The organism is Caballeronia sp. M23-90 (assembly GCF_053574605.1).
Window position 1 is genome coordinate 1 of sequence record NZ_JBSIPA010000080.1, and the last position, 19,112, is coordinate 19,112.

The window sequence follows — 19,112 nt, forward strand, 5'->3', positions numbered from 1 at the left end:
TGGGCTGCTGCGCGTGGGCGGAGATTGCAGGGTGGCCAGGATGAGGTTGCCGGTGCGCCGTGCCTCGACGGTTATCTCAGCGTGGTTGAGCACGAGGGCGAATGCACCTTCGCCATGCCTCAGTGCCAGCGCCGCGCCGAGGGCGATGGTTGCATGTCCGCAGAACGGCACTTCTGATGCCGGTGAAAAGTAGCGAACCCGCCAGCTACTGCCAGCCTCAGCGGCAAAGACCGTCTCGGAGAATCCAACTTCCGCTGCGATTCGCTGCATTTCGGTACTCGTCGGAAGTTCATCGGAAATGACGACGCCTGCGGGATTCCCCCCGGCGTCCCCGTCTGAGAATGCAGCAATCTTGAGGACATTCATTCGTTGTTCCCTGTTTCCTGATGTGTCAAGCGAGACAGCATGCCGTAAGCGCGTCCGCCGAGCGAGCGCAGCAACATTGCATTTGCTCCGAGCACGACGGCCTGACCTTCGATCAACGCTACCCGAGGGTCGCGCGGTACGACGCCTTTGGAGGAAAGCCGATCCACGTCCATGTTGAGGCCATGGAAGAACACGTCAAAGGTGTGTTCCCAAGCCTTCTTTAAAGCGGCGTCTCCGTGCGCTTAGCGCAAGCAATCGCAGGCGGCAAATTCTGTGATCATCGTCGTATCCATCCGAGCCAATAAGCCGCCGTAGCAGCAAGCAACCGCCCCATCTTCAATGACTATCGTACCTCCGCGCAGCAAAAGCCAACGCCTTCCATATGGAGGCACTCACCGATCAGCATGCGTACGGTCGCTCACTCGCGCAGCGACGCTTGGACGGCGCAAAAAACGTATTCAGGCGTGCGGCAATCCCAGGCAGAAGGCCATTCGCAGTAGAGGTCTGGCAAATCTATATGGTTTGCCGGCCAATGTTAATATCCAATTCAAAATTGGACCTACGAACGGAACCCGACATGGCGGTGACTGCAACGCTGGACAATCTTGGTTTCCAGCCCAATCCCGACGCTTCCGAGCCACACTACGTTCAATTGACTGTGGCCCTCGCTGACGCAATCCGTACCGGCCGCATCTGAGTGGGGTCGCAATTGCCATCAGACCGCTCTTACGCCGGGCAACTGGGCGTCAGCCGTACCACCGTCACTGCCGCCTATCAAGAGTTGAAGGCCTGGGGCCTGGTACGGGGGGATGTGGCACGAGGGGCAATCGTGGTCACCGACGACCCCGATCGAGCGTCCACTGACCGTTCTGCAACGACACAGAAACCCGGCTGCAGGCGATTCGGCGTTCGCCCCGGTGTAGTGCCTTGGCCGGACAACAACCGATTATCGACCTCGAGCGCTTTCAACCCTGGTCAGCGCGCGGCACCGTCATGGACCCTTCGATCTGCCCGTGCCGTCGAAAGAGTGATTCCGGGCGCATGCCTGTTTTGCATCAAGGCCAACCGCCACATCAGTGCGGCCGCGATCGATACAGCCACTGCAGTCCACAATGCAGCGCGCATGCCGGCCTCGAACGGATGAAGCGTCGCAATCAGTGTCCCGAAGATGGCAACGCCCAATGCAGCCCCGGTCTGCCGCGCTGAATTGAGGACGGCAGCAGCGACGCCTGCTCGATGTTTCTCCACGGTTCCCATGGCCGGAGCCGTCGCTGCCGGCGAGACGAAGCCGGAGGCCAGGCCGATCGCCAGCAGCGGAGCAACGGCAAGCCAATAAGGTGACGAATGGCTGGCTGAGAGCATGCCAAGAGCGCCCATGGCGTAGAAGCCGAACGCCGCACACATCGACCAACGTGCCCCACAGAGCCTCACGATGCGATTGGAGACCAAGCTTCCCACCGCGACCATCGCCGTCATCGGCAGCAATGCGAGCCCGGTCCCCAATGGGGCATAGCCGCGAGCCTGCTGATAGTAAAGGCTGGTGACAAAGAGCAGGCCATAGAACACGAAAGCCGAGGCCATGGAAACACAGGTCGATCCGGTGAAGACACCGCTTTTGAAAAACGAAAGCGGCAGCATCGGATGCGAGTTTCGTGCCTCGGCCGCAAGAAACGTCGCCCCGGCTAAAATCGTGACGACGATGCCCGCCATGATCAACGGTGAGTGCCACCCGAGCGTCTTGCCTTCGATAAGCACCCCGATGAGCGCGCCAAGCGCGACGATCGCAGTCACTTGTCCGAGAGGATCGAAACGGCCGACCTCGGCTGGCCTTTCGTCACTCGCAATGTGCCATGTCATCCATAAGCCGACTAATCCGATCGGTACATTCACGTAGAAGATGCTGCGCCAATCGAACAGACGGATCAGAACACCGCCGATCAGAGGGCCAGCCGCCATCGCAACCCCGCCGCAACCGACCCATATTCCGACTGCGCGTGCCCGCTGCTCCGGATCGGGACAGGCATGGTTGATGAGCTTCAGCGAGCACGGCACCAGCATGGCTGCGCCCACTCCCTGCAGGACACGGGCGGCAATGAGACTCGGCAAACCCGGCGCTAACCCGCAGATCGACGAGGCGAGCGTAAACATCACCAGGCCGGCAAAGTAGACGTTTCGCGCCCCCCAGCGATCGCCAAACGTGCCACCCGTCAGCAGCATGCTGGCGAATGCCAACGTATAGGCGTTCATTACCCATTGCAGACCCGCGATCTGGGTCGCCATCGACGCTGAAATGCGATCCAGGGCGACATTGACGATCGACGTGTCCAGAAGGACGACAACGTAGCTGACGCTGGTTGCCGCCAGAACCCAACGTTGGAGAGCGCCGTTACTCTCCGAATCCGGCGCGTTCACGTGGCGGGCTCGTCGAGGGCGGCAACGAGCGCCTTGAAACCGACCCAGCCCCAATAGACCCGATGATGGGCGATCAGCCCGTGGGTGATGTCCATCACCTCGACAAGATCGACCTGATCGCCTTGGGGCGTATTGCGTGGATACTCCCAGGTGAGTTGCCGGCCATTGGAGAAGAACGTTCCCGTTCGATACCAGCGACCCAGATCGTTCTGCAACTTATTCAGGCCGGCCTCGAAAAATGCCCCGATCTCGGATTTTCCCTTCAGGATGCCCTGGGCTTTGTCTTTCAGGGTCGCCAGGATCAGAGGGGTTTCAAGGATCGCGTCTTCGGCGTAGAGCGCCATCAGACCGTCGAGGTCGCGCCCGAGAATCGTTTCGTGCCAGCGTTCGTAGACGTGGAGGATTTCGGCATCGTAGCTTTCGGTCATTGTTGACTCCCATCGTGAGCATGATCGAAAGTCTACGGTGGGTTCGATGCAAGATGTTTCGACACGTATCGAAACATGCGAGCAGCGTCGGTGCTATCTTGACCGGACATCCATGGAGTTCGCCGATGAACCCGCAACCGAATATCGCTTCCGCCGCCTTCTTGATCGCCGATCCGGCCCGTGCTGCCATGCTCATGAGCCTGCTCGACGGACGTGCCCGGCCTGCCGGCGAGCTGGCCTTTGCCGCCGGCGTAACACCACAGACCGCCAGTTCGCATTTGGGAAAGCTTCTTGCGGGCGGCCTGCTGGTAGTCGAAACGGAGGGCCGGCACCGCTATTACCGGTTGGGCGGCTCTCACGTCGCCTCAGTGCTGGAAAATCTCGCCTCTATCGGCGTGACAGAAGTCATGCGACGCAAGCCCCCAAGTAAGGAAGCGCAAAGGCTTCAGTTCGCGCGCTGCTGCTACGATCACTTGGCGGGGCGCATTGGTGTCGCTATCACTCACGGCCTGCTAGCACGCGGCTTCCTGATTGCTTCGGCAGACAAGCGATACGACATGACGCCAGATGGCATCGAATGGTTTTTCCGCATGGGTCTGGATGTGACGAAACTCAAGCCGAACCGCCGCGGCCTTGCGCGCCAGTGCCTCGACTGGACCGAGCGGGAGCATCACCTCGCCGGCCCGCTGGGTGCGCAATTCATGAGTTTGCTATGTTCCAGTGGCTGGCTGCGGCGCTCTGAATCATCGCGTGCCGTTCAGGTTACGTCGAAAGGATCGAGCGGCCTTAGAGAACAGCTCGGCGTTGATACGGGCTCGCTTGCAATTGCTGCCTGACGTCTGGAAGCACAACCAAGCGAACGGCTGTAACTACCTCACACCGGTCCTGCAATACCCGGAGGCTTAGATGCAGTCCCGGTTCTCATTCCGGCGCATTTTTTCCGCCAGAAACAACCGCATATCGATCAAGTCGAAACGCAATAGTCTGCCTTCGGCTTTGTCTAAGTCTGCCATCGGAAATGCCCGATTGTGAAGAGCATGAATGGCACTTAGGATACTTCACGCAAGACCACTCTTTAGTTAGGTAATCGCGCAAGAAAGACGGACACAGGCCAACGCTTTGGTCAAAGCCGCTTCTTGCGTATCTGATCGCGCCCGTAACCTTGGCAGTGTCATCGGACCAACCAAACTCTGTTCACGCGAAATATTCCAAGCCAAGGAATCAAATGAATGATTACTTTTCGCCGACCGTCCTGATCATCGCATTGACCTTTTTTATCGCCGGCGGCGTCAAGGGGGTGACAGGAATGGGATTGCCTACCGTGGCCATGGGTATCCTCGGCGTGGTCATGTCGCCCGTCAGCGCCGCGTCGCTTTTGATCATCCCGTCTTTCGTTACCAATTTCTGGCAGCTCTTCACAGGGCCGGACTTCGTTTCGCTAATCAAAAGGTTGTGGCTCATGATGCTTGGCATAGTGGTCGGCACCATCGCCGGATCATCGCTTCTGACGAGCGCCAGCACTAGATGGACAGGCGTTGGACTGGGCGCCGCCCTGGTGTTCTACGCCGTACACAGTCTCTTGGCAAAACCATTGTCGGTGCCGGCGCGTACGGAGCGCTGGTTATCGCCAGTCATTGGGCTGATGACAGGCGTGATCACCGGAGGAACGGGAGTATTTGTCATTCCCGCTGTCCCTTATCTCCAGGCACTCGGCTTCAGTAAGGACGACCTGATTCAGGCACTGGGACTATCTTTCACGATCTCGACCATAGCGCTTACCGCGGGACTGGCCCGCGGCGGAGCATTCCATCCTGGAAATATTGCGCTGTCCACAGTTGCTGTCGTCCCGGCGCTGCTAGGCATGTGGGGCGGGACCGCAATTCGCAAGCATATAAGTATCACCACCTTCCGCCGCTGGTTCCTGATCCTCCTCGTCGTCCTCGGCCTTGAACTCGTTGTTCGGCCCTTTTTCTGATGTCGACGATGCTGCACGGCCAGGTAGACAGCTGACGCAGACCAAGCCCCCGTCCCATCAGCGGAGTCCGCACCTTTATGCAGCGATATGACGGGCTTGCCGCGAGGGGAACGATCGAGCGTGATTCCGCGCAAGCCCGGATTGTGGCCGCGCTCGATGCGCTTGCTCGTCAGCTAGGCGGGCACCAAATGAAGCATTCGCGCTTTGGTCGGTTTCGCGCTGTCACCGTGTAGCAGCCACCGAAACTCCCGTCAGCGCACGGTCGCCACGGTATGAAATGCCTGCAGGTCCGCCACCTTCCGGTCCGGGCGAATCCAGAGTGTCATGATCGCGCCCACCAGAAGAAAACCAATCGCGCCGGCAAAGGGCAAGGTCCAGCTTCCGGTGCTGTCGATGATCGCCCCGAACACGATCGGCGAAATGATGGTCGCAATCGCCGCGCCAAAATTAAGCATGCCGCTCGCAGTGCCCGCTTCTCGCGGTGCAACGTCCATTGGAACAGCCCAGATCGGACCGATCGTCAATTCGAGGAAAAAGAATGCTGCGCTCAGGCACAGCGTGATCGTCATGACATTGTGGCTGATTAGGACCGGCACGAAGAACGCAAGGCCGCCAAGCAGGCTGACCGCAATCACGCCCTGCCGAGCCAGCGTGATGCGGCCAGTGCGCTTGAGAATGAAGTCGCTGATCAGTCCGCCCGATACATCGCCCAGCACGCCGGCCAGAAACACGCCCGATGAATAGATGGCCGAGCTCTTGATGTCGAGGTGCTGCGACTGCATGAAGAAAATCGGCATCCAGCTGAAAAACAGCGTGTTTGACCAGACCATGCAGAAGTAGACGGCAATGGTCGGCCGCATGCGCTTGAGGATCGCCCACCAGGAAGAGGGCCGGCCGAGATTCGTTGAAAATCCGCCGCATCTCTGCTGCGCGATTTATTTTTCAATTGAAATCTCTTTTCAGTGAGTGATCGCTGCAGTGCTGAATCAACAAACCCGTACGCGGGCATCAGTCCTGTCACATGCAGATAACCACAGTCAGCAGGGATCCGCGAGTTCGGCCGGGAATCGACCTACTTGCTTTGGAAGTGCCTGCTAGTTCGGGTCATGGGTTTCGCGTGTCGCTGTAAATTTAAAGCAGAATCGCGTCGCTTAAGCCTTTTCGTGTTGTCCGAGCAGCCACTGCCGAAAAATCTGCAACGATTTCATTTGCGCTGAAACCTTCGGATATACGAGGTAGTAACCTTTGGGGTAGCACCAGATCTGGTCCGACATGCGTTCCAGTTTTTCCGCCGAGACCAAATCGTCGGCCATATATGACGGTAAAAGCGCGACCCCCATTCCGGCGACTGCGGCGTTCAGTGCCATCGACATGACCTCATACCTCGGACCATCCCGACCTGCAGCGCCGGCTATGCCTTCACGCTCGAACCACCCTTCCCACGCTTCTGGAAGCGTCAGATGCTGGATCAGTGCTGACTTTGGCGTCCGCGCATCGACCCTTTCACCGTGCATCGCGATCCACGAAGGTGCCGCATACGGCGACAACTGCAACGGCACCACGAAGTCGTTATGCAGCCCCTGTCGCTGGCCATCGCCGAATTCCAGCGACGCATCCACGGTCGTCGCTCCAAAATCGACAGCGCCCACGCGCGTCCTCAAATTCAGCGTGATTTCACCATGCTCACGCGTAAATTCAGGCAGTCGAGGAATGAGCCAATAATTTCCCACCGATGACCCCACGGACAGCGACAACGAGCCGCCGCGTCCCTTGAGCGCCATCACGTTCACGGTGGCTCGTTCGAGTCGCTGTAGCAGCGGTGCAATCTCAGCGAGGTACTCACGCCCGGCGTCAGTGAGCGCCATGGCGTCGCGGCGTCCGACAAACAGTGGTACGCCCAAGCGTTCCTCCAGTGTTTGAATCTGTCGGCTTATTGCGCCTTGGGTCAGGTGTAGTTCCTTCGCCGCAGCAGTGAAAGACCGCAGCCGCGCGCTTGCCTCGAAGCAAAGCAGCGACTGCGTCGAAGGTGCATGAAACATGATTATCCATGAAGAAAAAGCAGGAATGTTGCGAGCTTTTTCGCGTCCGTTCGGTGAAGCTCGCGGCGTTGCATGAGGTTTCCTCATGTTAACCGGAGGAAAAGTGGTTTGCCAATCAAAATTGGTGAATCGATGATGCTCGCAAGATGCTTTACCGAACTAATTTGGATACTTGAATGTTTGATCTCGTTATAGAAGGCGGAACAGTTATCGATGGCACGGGAGACGCTCGGAGGCGGTGCGACGTCGGCATTCGTGCCGGTGAGATTGTCCAACTTGGCGACCTCAGTGGACTCCTTGCCGACAAACGTTACGACGCGACCGGGCGCATCGTTGCGCCTGGTTTTATCGATGTGCACACCCACGACGACCGCCTGCTGCTTGATGTGGCCGACGGCCCACATCCAAAGCTATCACAAGGAGTGACGACGGTTATCACGGGAAATTGCGGCATCAGTCTCGCCCCGCTCTTATCTCAAAAGCCGCCGCCACCGTTGGATCTTTTAGGCAACGACGCATGGCGTTTTGAACGTTTCAGCGACTACCTGGATGAATTGGAACGCGCTCGGCCGGCGCTGAATGCCGCGTGCCTGGTCGGACATTCCACGTTGCGCGTTCGTCAAATGAGCCGCCTGGATCGCGAAGCCACTCATGATGAAGCCGTGCGCATGTCGAAAGATTTGGAGGATGCGCTCACGGCGGGCGCAATCGGCATGTCGACTGGGCTTTACTATCCGCCCGCTCGACACGCAACGGCCGCCGAAGTCATTGCTGTAGGTGCTCCACTGACTCATGCAGCCGGTATCGTGACGATGCACTTACGCGACGAAGGCGATGCGATCGACGATGCCATGCGCGAAGCAATGCATATCGGCCGTGCATTGAACATCGATACCGTGCTCTCGCATCACAAGCTCGTGGGTCGTGATAACCACGGCCGCTCAGCTCAAACGCTCGCCATGATCGAGCAAGCGTCCCGGCATCAACCCGTTTGCTTTGACTGTTATCCGTACAACGCGTCGTCAACCATGTTGTTGGCTTCTCGCGTGCGACAGTCGGATGAGGTACTCGTGACGTGGTCGAAAGCAGACCCGACCGCGGCCGGGCAATCCCTGTTCAAGCTTGCGAAAGCCCGAGGCACTGATCCCGAATCCTTGGCAGACGCTTTGTCTCCTGCGGGAGCGGTGTACTTCGCGATGAGCGATGAGGACGTAGAGCGCATTCTCTCGCACCCGATGGCGATGGTAGGTTCAGACGGCTTAGCGCACGACCAGAGCCCGCATCCACGCCTATGGGGCACGTTTCCGCGTGTGCTTGGCCACTACGTGCGTACCCGGCGCCTGTTTTCCCTTGAGACGGCGATCTACAAGATGACCGGGCTGAGCGCGCGCCGCTTTGGCTTGAAGGGCCGCGGACTGATCGCTAAAGGGCATTACGCTGATCTCGTCGTGTTCGACGAAAGTCGCATCGAAGACCGCGCGTCTTTTGAGCATCCGACGCAAGTGAGCGTGGGGATCGACGTCGTGTTCGTCAACGGGCAGCTTGCTTGCGAAAACGGAATATCGATGGACATGCATGCCGGCCAGGTTATCCGGCGACGCGACGCCTAGATCAACGTTCGATCAGGTTTTTTTAAACGGCGCAATCATTCTCCCTCGCGAGACCAGGCCCATGAACCATCCAATTGAACAAAACGCGATGCCCTCTTCGTCAGCGACTGATTTCGACTCAACAAAAATCACGAATTACTCTGGCAAGAGAAAAGCGTTCGTGCTCGTAATGCTTCTGATTTCGTGGATATTGGCCAATGCCGATCGCATGGCAATGAGCATCTCGATTGTCCCTATCTCAAAGGATTTCGACCTCGATGCTCAGTCTGCGGGTTTGCTGTTGAGTGCGTTCTACGTGAGCTATTCGCTCATGCAATTGATCGCGGGGCAACTTAGTGACCGCTTCGGATCAAGAACGGTTCTTGTTTTTTCTGTTGCTTGCTGGTCGGTCTTCACAGGACTCACGGGTTTTGCCGCAACGTTCGCCTCCCTCATAGTGATCCGAGTTTTGTTCGGCATCGGAGAAGGCGGGTTTGTACCAGCCAGTACAGTGACGGTTGCCGAAGCATTTCCGCGTGGCGAACGGGCTCGGGCGAAATCGCTCGTTATCGGCGCTTCGTTCCTTGGCAGCGCAGTCGGATCCAGCGCAATCGCCGCATTGGTTCATATCCATGGCTGGCGTTACGCGTATCACGTGTTTGGTCTTGTGGGGATTGTCGTCGCGGTTGTGCTCTGGTTGGCCATCAAACGTGCGCCGCCTCGTCAGAAAATCGCTGGCAAGCTTGCATTCCGCACGGTATTCCGCTCGCGGATGCTTCGAAAGACGATGTTGATCTTCTTCTTCAGCAACGTCGTCTATGTAGCGTTGATCTCGTGGATGCCTTCGTTCCTGGTCAAAACTCGTCACATTGATATCTTGCACGCCGGCCTCGCGTCTGCCGGACCATACGTGGTCGCGTTCGTCTGCCTGAACATCGTTGGTTGGATGCTGGACAAGGTAGGCCAAGGACGCGAGCGACTCTTCATGATGTGCGGCGCATGCGCGGTTGTGGTCTTTTTTGCACTAATGGCCTTCGCCGATTCGTTGCCTTCGCTACTTGTTCTGTGGACACTGTGCCTTGTGGGCTACACCGTCATTTACGGAACTGTCTTTGCGATTCCGCTCAAGCACATGCCAGACGAGTCGGTTGGATCGGCTGCCGGCCTTATCAACTTTGGTGGCCAGGTTGCCGCCGCCATCGCGCCGGCCCTAGTGGGCATGCTGGTCGATCTGAGGCCAGGCTCGTATGTATGGGCATATTCCGCGCTTCTTGTTTCCGGATTGGCCGCGCTCCTTGTATCGCTCATGTGGCGCGCGGAGCCAGCGGCTCATTAAGTCATGAAAGCGAGGTCCGGCATGAATCCAAAAACGCTCGGTGTGGCGAGCAGCTCGAGCGGTTCGCGGAGCCTTGACTTGATGTCATGTCTCCTGGACAACCCGATTGTACGAGAGAACAGTGACGATTTCCGATTTGTCACGGAGCAGAGTCTCTTTCTTGATGTTTCGAGGCAGGCATCTTCTGTTGCCGAGGTCGCGGCCCAGAAGTTTCGCCTACTAAAGGTGTGTCAATCGCTCGAAGCGCGAAGCGTCGACAGAATTTTAATTCCTGATTTCGAGGCTTATACGTTCCTCGATCAGTTGACGTCGGAACTTGATGTGCCGGTCATTGACATGATGGTTGCCATCCGCGAACACCTCGCGACAGTCGCCGCGCCGGGAGATTCAATCGGCATTGCGACGTCAGATTGCGTTCGTCAATCGGAATTGTTTGAGAGATATCTGTCCGACACATATCGCGTCATACATTCTTCATTTGGCGCGCGGCAGAAATCAGGCGGATCTGGCACTGCGAAAAGCGCGTTGACGTTCAGCGATGAAGTCTGCGCTGAATTTAAGCGACAAGGTGCTTCGATCATCGTTGCGACCTTCTCTGAACTTGTGGCAGCCGGCTCCGGATCCACTCAAGGAGTTGAGGTCGTGGACGTTCACCGGGTCTACGCGGACTTCGCGATCCGCTTCTGTGACGACCAAAGGAAGGTGCGTTTCAAACTAGGAATCGTCGGTGGTATCGGCCCTGCTGCCACCGTCGATTTCATGGACAAGGTCGTACGCAACACGGTCGCACGCAGAGACCAGGATCACATCAAAATGCTTGTCGAACATAACCCTCAGATTCCGGATCGAACTGCGCATCTTTTGCATCAAGCAGAAGACCCGACGCTCGCGCTGTACGCAACCTGCGTGCGGCTGGAGGCGGGTGGAGCAAGCGCCATTGCGCTGCCCTGCAACACCGCACACGCGTTTGTCGAAAGGATTCAGCCATACCTCGGCGTCCCGATCATCAACATGCTCAGAGAGACTGTTTCCTACATCGTCGATCGATTTGGTGCTGGATGCACAGTCGGACTTCTCGCGACGTCTGGAACCGTCGCAAGCCGCATCTATCATGACGTCTCGGAGCGTGAACTCGACGTTCTCACGCCCGAACCTGACTTCCAGGAAAAGGTTATGGCCGCGATCTACGGGCCTTGCGGTGTGAAAGCCGGCTTCACCGACGGGAAGTGCAGAGAAGACCTGATTGCTGCGATAAAGCATCTCAGCGACCGCGGCGCGGAGGTCATGATTCTCGGCTGCACCGAACTGCCATTGATCATCGGGCAAGCGGACGCTTTTGACGTTGGTGGAGTGTCAGTGACGATCGTCGATCCTACGAACGTCCTTGCACAACGCTGCGTTCTGATCGCTAACGCGCTTGGCAATTAGAAATAGTCAACGAACGCTGTTGGTGGTCTGACACATGACCGCTTCAAACCAAAGCACTCAAGGAACACATCGTGGCAGCACAGAAATTTCGCATCGAATCCGACCTGTTAGGCGAAAGGGAAGTCCCTCAGGAGGCTTATTACGGCGTTCATACACTACGGGCAAAAGAGAACTTCCAGATATCGGGGAGCACCGTGTCGTCATATCCAGAACTGATCGTTGCTCTTGCCGCCGTCAAGCAGGCGGCGGCCGAGGCGAACGCAAAACTCGGTCTGCTTTCGCCGGCCTTGTACGACTCGATTTCCGCTGCCTGCATCGAGATCAGAGACGGACGGCTGCACGACCAATTTGTCGTCGACATCATTCAAGGCGGTGCAGGAACATCGACGAACATGAATGCGAACGAAGTCATCTGCAATCGCGCGCTCGAGCTGATGGGCCACCAACGCGGCGAGTATGGCTTTCTTCATCCGAACGAGCACGTCAACCTCGCGCAAAGCACGAACGACGTTTATCCCACCGCGCTTCGCATCGCTACTCTCTTTGCGATCGAGCATCTGATCGAAGCAATGACGATACTTCATGCAGCGTTCGCCGCGAAAGCGCTCGAGTTCGCGGGCATGCTCAAACTTGGCCGGACGCAGTTGCAGGACGCAGTGCCGATGACCCTCGGCCAGGAGTTCTCGGCCTACGCGGTCATGGTGGAGGAAGACATGGCTCGCCTTGGCGAAGCGTCCGTGCTGATTCGTGAGATCAACCTGGGCGCGACTGCTATTGGCACTGGGATCACCGCCCATCCCGACTATGCGCAAAAGGCGCTAGTTGCGTTGAATCGCATCACGGGACTCGAACTTAGCACAGCGCCTAATCTCATCGAAGCGACCCAGGATTGCGGGGCCTTCGTGCAGATATCCGGCGTGCTCAAGCGGATTGCGGTCAAGCTCTCGAAAATCTGCAATGACCTCCGCCTGCTATCAAGCGGACCGCGCGCGGGATTCGGCGAAATCAATCTGCCGCCTATGCAGGCCGGCTCATCCATCATGCCCGGTAAAGTCAATCCGGTCATTCCGGAAGTCATGAATCAGATCGCATTTGAAGTATTTGGCAACGACATTACCGTGACATTCGCCGCCGAAGGCGGCCAGCTTCAATTGAACGCGTTCGAACCGATCATCGCGAGCAGCTTGTTTCGTAGTTTCAAACATCTTACTAACGGATGCACGACGCTTGCTGAGCGATGCATCAAGGGCATCACCGCGAATCCAGAGAAACTGCGTGAAACGCTCGATCGATCGCTTGCTCTCGCGACGGCGCTCAATCCGTACATCGGTTACAAGAACTCGACGTCTGTCGCAGCTGAAGCGCATGCACAGGGAACAACAATTCGTGAAGTCGTTTTGCGTCGAAGACTGCTTACCGAGGCGCAGCTCGACGAAGCGCTGCGGCCGGAAGCGTTGATCCAGCCACGCGTGTACGCGGGCCTGATCAGTCGGGCCGAATCGCCTGTGTCCGGCGATATAGTTCAGTAATCGCGCAGCGCCACCGCTTCGCGAACGCGGGTGTCGCCATGCACCGTCCATCGAGTCGAGGAGTAAGTGTTGTCGAACGCATAACGATGGCGGCCGTGCTGGCGGTACTGATAAGTTTGCCAATCTCGCGACCACGCCCTTGCGATACCCGCCATACCGATCGTCGAGGTAAAGGACCACTTGCCCTTCCACTCGGTTTGTAGAGGAGGCTTGAACATATTGGGCAGTGATTCAGGTCGTCGCTGGAATCGTGTCGTATTCGTCGGTAAGCCACGGGAACGTGCCGTCGGAGAGGTCCCAGAAATGATGATGGGCATCGAAGATGGGAAGGTCGAAGCCCAGTTCGTTGTGCGGCTGCGAGGTCATGAGGCGTTCCTTGTTTTCGGTTCCGTCAGACCGCTCGGGCGATACACCCGCGCGGCGGTATCGTGGAAAAATGCACGTTGCTCCGACGGCGGCCAGCCTCGTACGAGCTGTTTGAAGCCGCCGATAAGCATGTCGAGCGAACCAAAGAGTTCATCGACGGGAAAGTTACTGCCGAACATCAGGCGATCGGCACCGAAGGTCCGGTTGAGCGTGTGCAGCACCGGCTCGTTCGCTTCAACGCTCCACGGCTTGCCCGCCTGGCCAAGCCCGGACACCTTCACCACGACGTTGGGACAGTTCGCGAGTGCTTCGAGTGCGCTGCTCCAGCCCGCGAGCGTGGCGCTCGATCGGTCGCCCGGCACGCCGGCGTGATTCACGATCAGCAGCGTATCCGGGAAATCCCCGGCAAGCCTTGCAGCTTCGGCGAGTTGACGCCACGGCGCCTGCAGATCGAAATGCAGGCCGTGCCGCGCGAGCTGACTGTAACCGTCGCGCCATCTGGTATTGGACATCAGCGTGCGGCCCGATGCATCGGGGTCACCCGGCTTGTGGCGCACGCTGCGCACGAGCGCGAAGCGCGCCTGTCCGGCGAGCAGCGATTGAATGTTGTCGTGGTCGAGCCACGCCTGGGCGACCATCGCGTTCGGGCGGCCGGTTGTCGCAGCAAGCTGCGAGACATAGGCCGTCTCGCCGAGCGGATCGTCGGGCGTCCACTCAGCTTCGACATAGACGCTGCCGATGACATCGTGACCGGCGGCATCGCGCAGATAATCGGCCGGCAGATAGTCGTGCTTGATCCGCGAATAATCGCCGTAGCGATGCGGCACGAGCGTGTCGGGCGCAAGCCACGGGTAATGATTTGCGCCGAGGTCCCAGAAGTGCTGGTGCGCATCGATTATCGGACCGTCGTAAAGCGTATGCAGATGCGTGCTCATGCCTGCCCTCCCGGCGCTTTCTGACCAAAGTCGATCAGCAGCGACCCGATCAGATAGGTAAGCGCGGCCGCAGCAAAGAACAGGATGACCGCGTTGTAGCCGCCGGTCATGTCGACCAGCATGCCGACTGCAATCGGTACGATGATCGCACCGCCCGTTCCGGCGAAGTTCATCACGCCGCCGACCAGTCCGACCTGTTCCTGAGGCGCGAGCATGGCGGGAATCAACCAGTACAGCCCGCCCCAGAGATGGAAAAATACGCCTAACGCCAGGACGGCAACGGCGAGGCGGATATCATCGACGAACGGCAGCGCGAGCAGGCACACGAGCGACATGCCGCCGGACAGCCCGAACAGGATCTTGAACGCGGTGCCGCGCGCAAAGCGCTTTTGCAGCCAGTCGGCGGTCATGCCCGACAACACCTCTCCAATCGCGCCCGCGAGGAAGATCAGGAAAGTTGCAAAACCCATGCTGCGGATATCGAGCCCGCGTCCCACGGACAAATAGTTCGGCCCCCACGTGACGAGACCGAAAAATACCATCGCCCAGCCGATGCGCCCGACGACCATCGCGGCTATCGTGCCGCGCGAAAGCGGCGCTTTTCTCGCACGTGGCGTTTCCCCGGCGGCGACTTTCTGGGCGCGGATGTGCTCTTTTTCGATGGCGTCGATATGCGGATGTTGCTCGGGTGTATCGCGCAGCAACCGGTGCACGATCAGTCCCAGCCCCACCGTCACCACCCCGACGATGATGAACGCCGAGCGCCACGATCCCGACAGCGAGATCAGTGCGCTAATTGCAAGACCGCCGATGGCGGAGCCAAGTGGCGCGCCGCTGTCGATCAGCGTGACGCCTCGCGCGCGTTCGGCCGGCGGCAGCCACGACGCCGTGAGCTTGGTAGCAGCCGGCATGTAGGGCGCTTCGAACACGCCGAGCCCGATACGCGTCAACAGCAAGGTCACGCCGTTGACCGCGAAGCCGGCAAGACACTGAAAGCCGCCCCAAAGTGCGGCGGAGATGCCGATCATGCGGCGCGCGCCGTACCGGTCGGCGGCCCAACCGGCGGGAATCTGAAAGGTGCTGTAGGTACAGAAGAACGCCGAGAGAATCAGGCCCTGCATGGTCGCGCTGAGATGGAACTCATGCACGATGGAAGGCATGCCCACCGACAACGACATCCGGTCGATGCAGTTCACCGTGTACAGCACGAACAGCAGCAGGACCATGCGCCAGCGCGTGGTAGCGAGGAGCGTTCGGATCGAGTGCCGGGCGCCGGTTGCGTGTATGTCGGTCTGCATGTCTCTTCCTTGTTGATATGTGAACCGCGTTTTTTGCTACCGGTTCGCGCTGAAGGCCGTTCGCAATGCGGCGAGCGATTCGATGACCGTCCTTACAGCGACGGATTGCGCTGCCACGCGTCGTACAGCGCCGAGCCCTGCAGATCGAGCGCATCGAGCGGCACGAGGGTGCCCTTCGCAATATCCGCCATCAGGCGCTTGTTCGCCGCGAGATAGAACGGTGCGGCGTTGCCGGCCTTCGCCTGGTCGATCAGAAGCGCGTCGGCGCCATCGATCGTATGGTGATGGCCCCCCATGCTGAGCGTTTCTCCAGCCTTGAAATCGCGGCTCGTGCGCGCAACCATGCGGGCATGCGGCAACTGCTTGCTGCTGCCGGTCGGCCGGCCGGTCAGCACCGCGGAAAAGAGGCTTGCCGGCGTTTCGAGACCCATCAGGTGATACGGCAAGTAGATGCACGCATACCCGCCGTGCTTGTTGACCAGATGTCCTTTCTGGCGCAGCAGCTCCCAGGTTTCGTCGTCCTTGCACCGGACGATGACGAACACGCCGCCGCCGAAGCTGACGTCGTCGGGCCGGCGCAGACAGTTGAAGACATCGACCACGCCCGTGCGCTCCAGAATGCCGCCGTCTTCCTTCGGCACGAAGATGTCCGCAAGTTCGGTCAGGCGTGCGAGCGGATAGTTGAGCGCATCGGCGGCGGGAAGAAGGCCCGTGGAATTGGCGACCACGTTGAGCTCGCAGTAATCCGGCGTCGCGCTCTGGGGCAACATGGCGAGCGCCTTGCTGCGCGCCGCGAGCGTGGCGGGAATGTCGTCGCCCAGTGTCCAGCATGAAGCGAGCGACGCCGCGTGACGCTGGTCCAGATACCCGATGCTCTTTTCATCGCGATCGTAGATGAAGTCGTATTCGCTTGATTTTCCCGCTGCAACGACCTCGAAACCAAGCACGCGCGCCCAGGTGACGAGGCCAATCAGGTTGCTCGGCTGGTCGCCGTCAGGCGTCGTGTAGACCACGTTGTTTTCGAGCGCCAGCTGGTTCAGATACGGTCCTGCGACCGAATCGGTTTCCTTGGTCGCCATCGCGACATGCACGCCCCGTCTGAGCGCCGCTTGCGCAATCTTGATGCTGACTTCCGGCTGGCCGGTTGCTTCAACGACGATATCGAGCGCTATGTCATCAAGCAACGCATGGTCGCCCACCAGCGCAATGCGGCCGGCTTCGCGAGCAGCGCGGACATCGGCTGCGTTGTTGCAGACCTTCGCGGCGTCGGCACCAAAGCCAAGCGATGCCAGCGTAGCGAGCGTGCCGTCCAGGTCGAGGTCGCAGAGCGCCGCGATTTCGAGTGCAGGCAACGCACGGCATTGCACCAGCAGCGAACGGCCGAAACCGCCTTTCGGGCCGACCAGCGCCATGCGGATGGTCTTCGTGGCGAGATCGGCAAAGAGGTGTTCGTAGTTCATCGTGGGGCCTTGTGAGGTGTTGAAGGTAGTGGAATTAAAGTACTGCGCTGTCAGCCGACCACGGCGTTGAGCAGCATGATCATGGCGAGGGCAAGCAGTGACTGAAACGAGACCAGCAGCGTCCAGGTCTTGAGCGTGTCGCCAACACTCAGCCGGAAATACTCTTTGAACAGCCAGAAACCCGAGTCGTTGAGGTGCGACAACATTAGGCCGCCCGAGCTGACTGCAAGCACCAGCAGTTCGAGATTGACGCCGGGTGTCGCGGCCGCGATCGGCGCGACAATCCCGGCCGCTGTCGCGGTCGCGACCGTCGCGGAACCGATCGCTATGCGGATCAGCGCGGCAACACCCCAGCCAAGCAGCAGCGGAGAGACGGACCACTGCGCCGCACCGTGCGCGATGGCATCGCCCACATGGGTTGCGAGCAGCATTTCCTTGAGGCCGCCGCCCGCTCCGAGGATCAGGATCACAACGGCACCGGGCGCCACGCTCTTGCCGAGCAGCTTCTGGATCTGAGCCAGCGACAACCCGCTGCGCACACCTAGCGACCAGATGGCAAACAGCACGGCAATCAGCAACGAGACGATGGGGTCGCCGACCGTTTCCAGCATTTCGCGTGCGAACGTGCCGATGGGCGCGAAGCCTCGGCCGAAGGTCCGGATCATCATCAGTACGGGCGGCAGCAGGACCGTTGCCAGCACGAGGCCGAACGGAGGAACCGGACGCGCTTCCCTGCTGACGTCCGCAGCGGCGGCGCCGGGGTTGAACATGCCCTCTCCAGGCGTCACGGGCAGAAAGCGCATCGCAAAAGCGGTGAAGACCGGCCCGGAGAGAATCGCCATCGGCACCGCGATCACCAGCCCGTAAAAAATCGTGCGGCCGGCGTCGGCGTGAAGCGCCGCCAAAGCCAGCGTGGGCGACGGATGCGGTGGCAAGAGCCCGTGCGAGACATACAGGCCGGCGGCCATCGGAATGCCGATCGCGAGCAGCGGGCTCCTGGTGCGGTTGGCTATAGCGTAGACGAGCGGCACGAGCATCACGAAGCTGACATCGAAGAGATGAGGCAGACCGATCAGCAGCGACGCCGCGCAAATTGCCGCTGGAATCCAGCGTTTCGAGCCGAGGCCAATGAACGTATTTGCAATGCGGTCCGCGCCGCCCGACTCGAGCAGCAGGCCACCGAGCATGGTGCCGAGCCCCACCACGAGACCGACCGAACTCAATATGGAGCCGAAGCCCTTCTCGAAACTCCTGATTACAGCCGTCGGCGCCAGTCCCGCCGATACCCCCAGAAACGCCGATGCAAGAATGAGCGCCAGGAAGGGATGCAACTTGACGCGAGTGATGAGCAGGATCAGCAGGACGAGCGTGATGACGGGTGCGACCAGAGGGTGAAACATCGACTGCATTGAGGGTCCCGAGTCAGGCAAATCGCCGGTTTTTGAGATGATGGGTAGAGAGTAACTAAATTTTGGTATACCAAATAAGATGGTATTTACCCTATCATCGGTGATTGCCCGAGGAGCGATTTGAACTGTTTTAGGGCCGGTCTAATAAATTGTTAATGAACATATTCAATTACTTATATTATTTTTCTAAACGATTTTCTTATGAATAAACTGGTGTCATGTCCACTTCTAACTTGCGGATAGACCACGACGTGAAACATTCTCGTTATTTTGGTATACCACCTAAGTTACACCAAACACGATGCGTTTTCGTCCACTCCGTGATTCCGGAAACGTCCCGCTGCTAAGATGACGGCTGGTTGCTCGCATGCTCGACGCTTTGCATTCAGGTACAACATGACGCTGGAACAGGAAGACGAAAACGACATCCCCGCGGGCATCGACCCGGTCGACGAACTGCTCTCCCAGCAGATCGCGCAGCGCCTGCGCACGTTGATTGCCACGGACGAACTCAAGCCGGGCGAGCGCCTGCGCGAGCGCAA

Annotated in this window: 18 protein-coding genes and 1 pseudogene; 7 read left to right on the forward strand and 12 right to left on the reverse strand. The window is 58.9% G+C overall.

What is annotated here, in order from left to right; genetic code table 11:
- Positions 1-366 (reverse strand): PhzF family phenazine biosynthesis protein (locus ACRXB1_RS10990; RefSeq protein ID WP_449492011.1); only part of this gene is annotated, 366 nt, incomplete at its 3' end.
- Positions 363-539, reverse strand: a complete 177-nt coding sequence (locus ACRXB1_RS10995) for a hypothetical protein (RefSeq protein WP_375508161.1) — start codon at positions 537-539, stop codon at positions 363-365. The genes ACRXB1_RS10995 and ACRXB1_RS10990, both read right to left, overlap by 4 nt.
- Before the next feature lie 524 nt (positions 540-1,063).
- On the opposite strand from ACRXB1_RS10995, the pseudogene ACRXB1_RS11000 reads away from it, so the two are divergent.
- Positions 1,064-1,180 (forward strand): annotated as a pseudogene (locus tag ACRXB1_RS11000) (GntR family transcriptional regulator); the annotation flags it as partial.
- Between the two features lie 161 nt (positions 1,181-1,341).
- Here ACRXB1_RS11000 and ACRXB1_RS11005 read toward each other — a convergent pair.
- Both ACRXB1_RS11005 and ACRXB1_RS11010 read right to left on the reverse strand, forming a co-directional pair.
- Positions 1,342-2,778, reverse strand: a complete 1,437-nt coding sequence (locus ACRXB1_RS11005) for an MFS transporter (RefSeq protein WP_449492012.1) — start codon at positions 2,776-2,778, stop codon at positions 1,342-1,344.
- Complete coding sequence (locus ACRXB1_RS11010; RefSeq protein ID WP_062001769.1) at positions 2,775-3,206, reverse strand: nuclear transport factor 2 family protein; 432 nt, start codon at positions 3,204-3,206, stop codon at positions 2,775-2,777. Before ACRXB1_RS11010 ends, ACRXB1_RS11005 begins: the two co-directional genes overlap by 4 nt.
- 125 nt (positions 3,207-3,331) lie before the next feature.
- Here ACRXB1_RS11010 and ACRXB1_RS11015 point away from each other — a divergent pair, with 125 nt between their 5' ends.
- The gene (locus ACRXB1_RS11015; protein WP_075357681.1) at positions 3,332-4,042 is read left to right on the forward strand and encodes an ArsR/SmtB family transcription factor; all 711 of its coding nucleotides are present in this window, start codon (positions 3,332-3,334) and stop codon (positions 4,040-4,042) included.
- Positions 4,043-4,431: 389 nt separating this feature from the next.
- A complete protein-coding gene (locus tag ACRXB1_RS11020; RefSeq protein ID WP_075357506.1) occupies positions 4,432-5,181 on the forward strand; it encodes a sulfite exporter TauE/SafE family protein in 750 nt (249 codons plus the stop codon).
- Positions 5,182-5,432: 251 nt separating this feature from the next.
- Here ACRXB1_RS11020 and ACRXB1_RS11025 read toward each other — a convergent pair whose 3' ends face one another.
- A complete protein-coding gene (locus ACRXB1_RS11025; RefSeq protein WP_449492013.1) occupies positions 5,433-6,041 on the reverse strand; it encodes an MFS transporter in 609 nt (202 codons plus the stop codon).
- Positions 6,042-6,332: 291 nt separating this feature from the next.
- Entirely contained in the window at positions 6,333-7,220 is an 888-nt protein-coding gene (locus ACRXB1_RS11030; protein ID WP_062001766.1) for a LysR family transcriptional regulator, read from the reverse strand.
- A gap of 176 nt (positions 7,221-7,396) precedes the next feature.
- Between ACRXB1_RS11030 and ACRXB1_RS11035 the strand changes: the two genes are divergently transcribed.
- The 4 genes from ACRXB1_RS11035 to aspA all read left to right on the forward strand — a co-directional run bounded on the left by ACRXB1_RS11035 (position 7,397) and on the right by aspA (position 13,102).
- Positions 7,397-8,830 (forward strand): N-acyl-D-amino-acid deacylase family protein, encoded by a 1,434-nt coding sequence (locus tag ACRXB1_RS11035; RefSeq protein WP_449492014.1) that lies wholly within the window; start codon positions 7,397-7,399, stop codon positions 8,828-8,830.
- Positions 8,831-8,891: 61 nt separating this feature from the next.
- A complete protein-coding gene (locus tag ACRXB1_RS11040; protein WP_449492015.1) occupies positions 8,892-10,145 on the forward strand; it encodes an MFS transporter in 1,254 nt (417 codons plus the stop codon).
- A 21-nt stretch (positions 10,146-10,166) separates the two neighbouring features.
- Positions 10,167-11,573 carry an amino acid racemase gene (locus ACRXB1_RS11045; protein ID WP_449492016.1) on the forward strand — a complete coding sequence of 469 codons (1,407 nt, stop codon included), beginning with the start codon at positions 10,167-10,169 and terminating at the stop codon, positions 11,571-11,573.
- Between the two features lie 71 nt (positions 11,574-11,644).
- Entirely contained in the window at positions 11,645-13,102 is a 1,458-nt protein-coding gene (gene aspA / locus ACRXB1_RS11050) for an aspartate ammonia-lyase (RefSeq protein WP_449492017.1), read from the forward strand.
- Here the strand turns inward: aspA and ACRXB1_RS11055 are convergent.
- From ACRXB1_RS11055 to ACRXB1_RS11080, 6 genes are all read right to left on the reverse strand, one after another.
- The gene (locus tag ACRXB1_RS11055) at positions 13,096-13,320 is read right to left on the reverse strand and encodes a hypothetical protein (RefSeq protein WP_144022052.1); all 225 of its coding nucleotides are present in this window, start codon (positions 13,318-13,320) and stop codon (positions 13,096-13,098) included. The two genes, aspA and ACRXB1_RS11055, sit on opposite strands and share 7 nt — an antisense overlap.
- A gap of 13 nt (positions 13,321-13,333) precedes the next feature.
- Positions 13,334-13,468: a hypothetical protein gene (locus ACRXB1_RS11060; protein ID WP_257722384.1), complete on the reverse strand. Its 135-nt coding sequence runs from the start codon at positions 13,466-13,468 to the stop codon at positions 13,334-13,336.
- Positions 13,465-14,403: an amidohydrolase family protein gene (locus tag ACRXB1_RS11065; protein WP_449492018.1), complete on the reverse strand. Its 939-nt coding sequence runs from the start codon at positions 14,401-14,403 to the stop codon at positions 13,465-13,467. Before ACRXB1_RS11065 ends, ACRXB1_RS11060 begins: the two co-directional genes overlap by 4 nt.
- Positions 14,400-15,701 (reverse strand): MFS transporter, encoded by a 1,302-nt coding sequence (locus ACRXB1_RS11070; RefSeq protein ID WP_449492019.1) that lies wholly within the window; start codon positions 15,699-15,701, stop codon positions 14,400-14,402. Before ACRXB1_RS11070 ends, ACRXB1_RS11065 begins: the two co-directional genes overlap by 4 nt.
- 92 nt (positions 15,702-15,793) lie before the next feature.
- Positions 15,794-17,161 (reverse strand): NAD(P)H-dependent oxidoreductase, encoded by a 1,368-nt coding sequence (locus tag ACRXB1_RS11075; RefSeq protein ID WP_449492020.1) that lies wholly within the window; start codon positions 17,159-17,161, stop codon positions 15,794-15,796.
- A 50-nt stretch (positions 17,162-17,211) separates the two neighbouring features.
- Positions 17,212-18,570, reverse strand: a complete 1,359-nt coding sequence (locus tag ACRXB1_RS11080) for a GntT/GntP/DsdX family permease (protein WP_449492021.1) — start codon at positions 18,568-18,570, stop codon at positions 17,212-17,214.
- Positions 18,571-19,112: the final 542 nt, after the last annotated feature.

Coding starts and splice junctions, on each gene's coding strand:
- ACRXB1_RS10995 (WP_375508161.1), bottom strand. CDS start 539: ATGGACGTGGATCGGCTTTCCTCCAAAGGCGTCGTACCGCGCGACCCT.
- ACRXB1_RS11010 (WP_062001769.1), bottom strand. CDS start 3,206: ATGACCGAAAGCTACGATGCCGAAATCCTCCACGTCTACGAACGCTGG.
- ACRXB1_RS11015 (WP_075357681.1), top strand. CDS start 3,332: ATGAACCCGCAACCGAATATCGCTTCCGCCGCCTTCTTGATCGCCGAT.
- ACRXB1_RS11020 (WP_075357506.1), top strand. CDS start 4,432: ATGAATGATTACTTTTCGCCGACCGTCCTGATCATCGCATTGACCTTT.
- ACRXB1_RS11025 (WP_449492013.1), bottom strand. CDS start 6,041: ATGCGGCCGACCATTGCCGTCTACTTCTGCATGGTCTGGTCAAACACG.
- ACRXB1_RS11030 (WP_062001766.1), bottom strand. CDS start 7,220: ATGTTTCATGCACCTTCGACGCAGTCGCTGCTTTGCTTCGAGGCAAGC.
- ACRXB1_RS11035 (WP_449492014.1), top strand. CDS start 7,397: ATGTTTGATCTCGTTATAGAAGGCGGAACAGTTATCGATGGCACGGGA.
- ACRXB1_RS11040 (WP_449492015.1), top strand. CDS start 8,892: ATGAACCATCCAATTGAACAAAACGCGATGCCCTCTTCGTCAGCGACT.
- ACRXB1_RS11045 (WP_449492016.1), top strand. CDS start 10,167: ATGAATCCAAAAACGCTCGGTGTGGCGAGCAGCTCGAGCGGTTCGCGG.
- ACRXB1_RS11055 (WP_144022052.1), bottom strand. CDS start 13,320: ATGTTCAAGCCTCCTCTACAAACCGAGTGGAAGGGCAAGTGGTCCTTT.
- ACRXB1_RS11060 (WP_257722384.1), bottom strand. CDS start 13,468: ATGACCTCGCAGCCGCACAACGAACTGGGCTTCGACCTTCCCATCTTC.
- ACRXB1_RS11065 (WP_449492018.1), bottom strand. CDS start 14,403: ATGAGCACGCATCTGCATACGCTTTACGACGGTCCGATAATCGATGCG.
- ACRXB1_RS11070 (WP_449492019.1), bottom strand. CDS start 15,701: ATGCAGACCGACATACACGCAACCGGCGCCCGGCACTCGATCCGAACG.
- ACRXB1_RS11075 (WP_449492020.1), bottom strand. CDS start 17,161: ATGAACTACGAACACCTCTTTGCCGATCTCGCCACGAAGACCATCCGC.
- ACRXB1_RS11080 (WP_449492021.1), bottom strand. CDS start 18,570: ATGCAGTCGATGTTTCACCCTCTGGTCGCACCCGTCATCACGCTCGTC.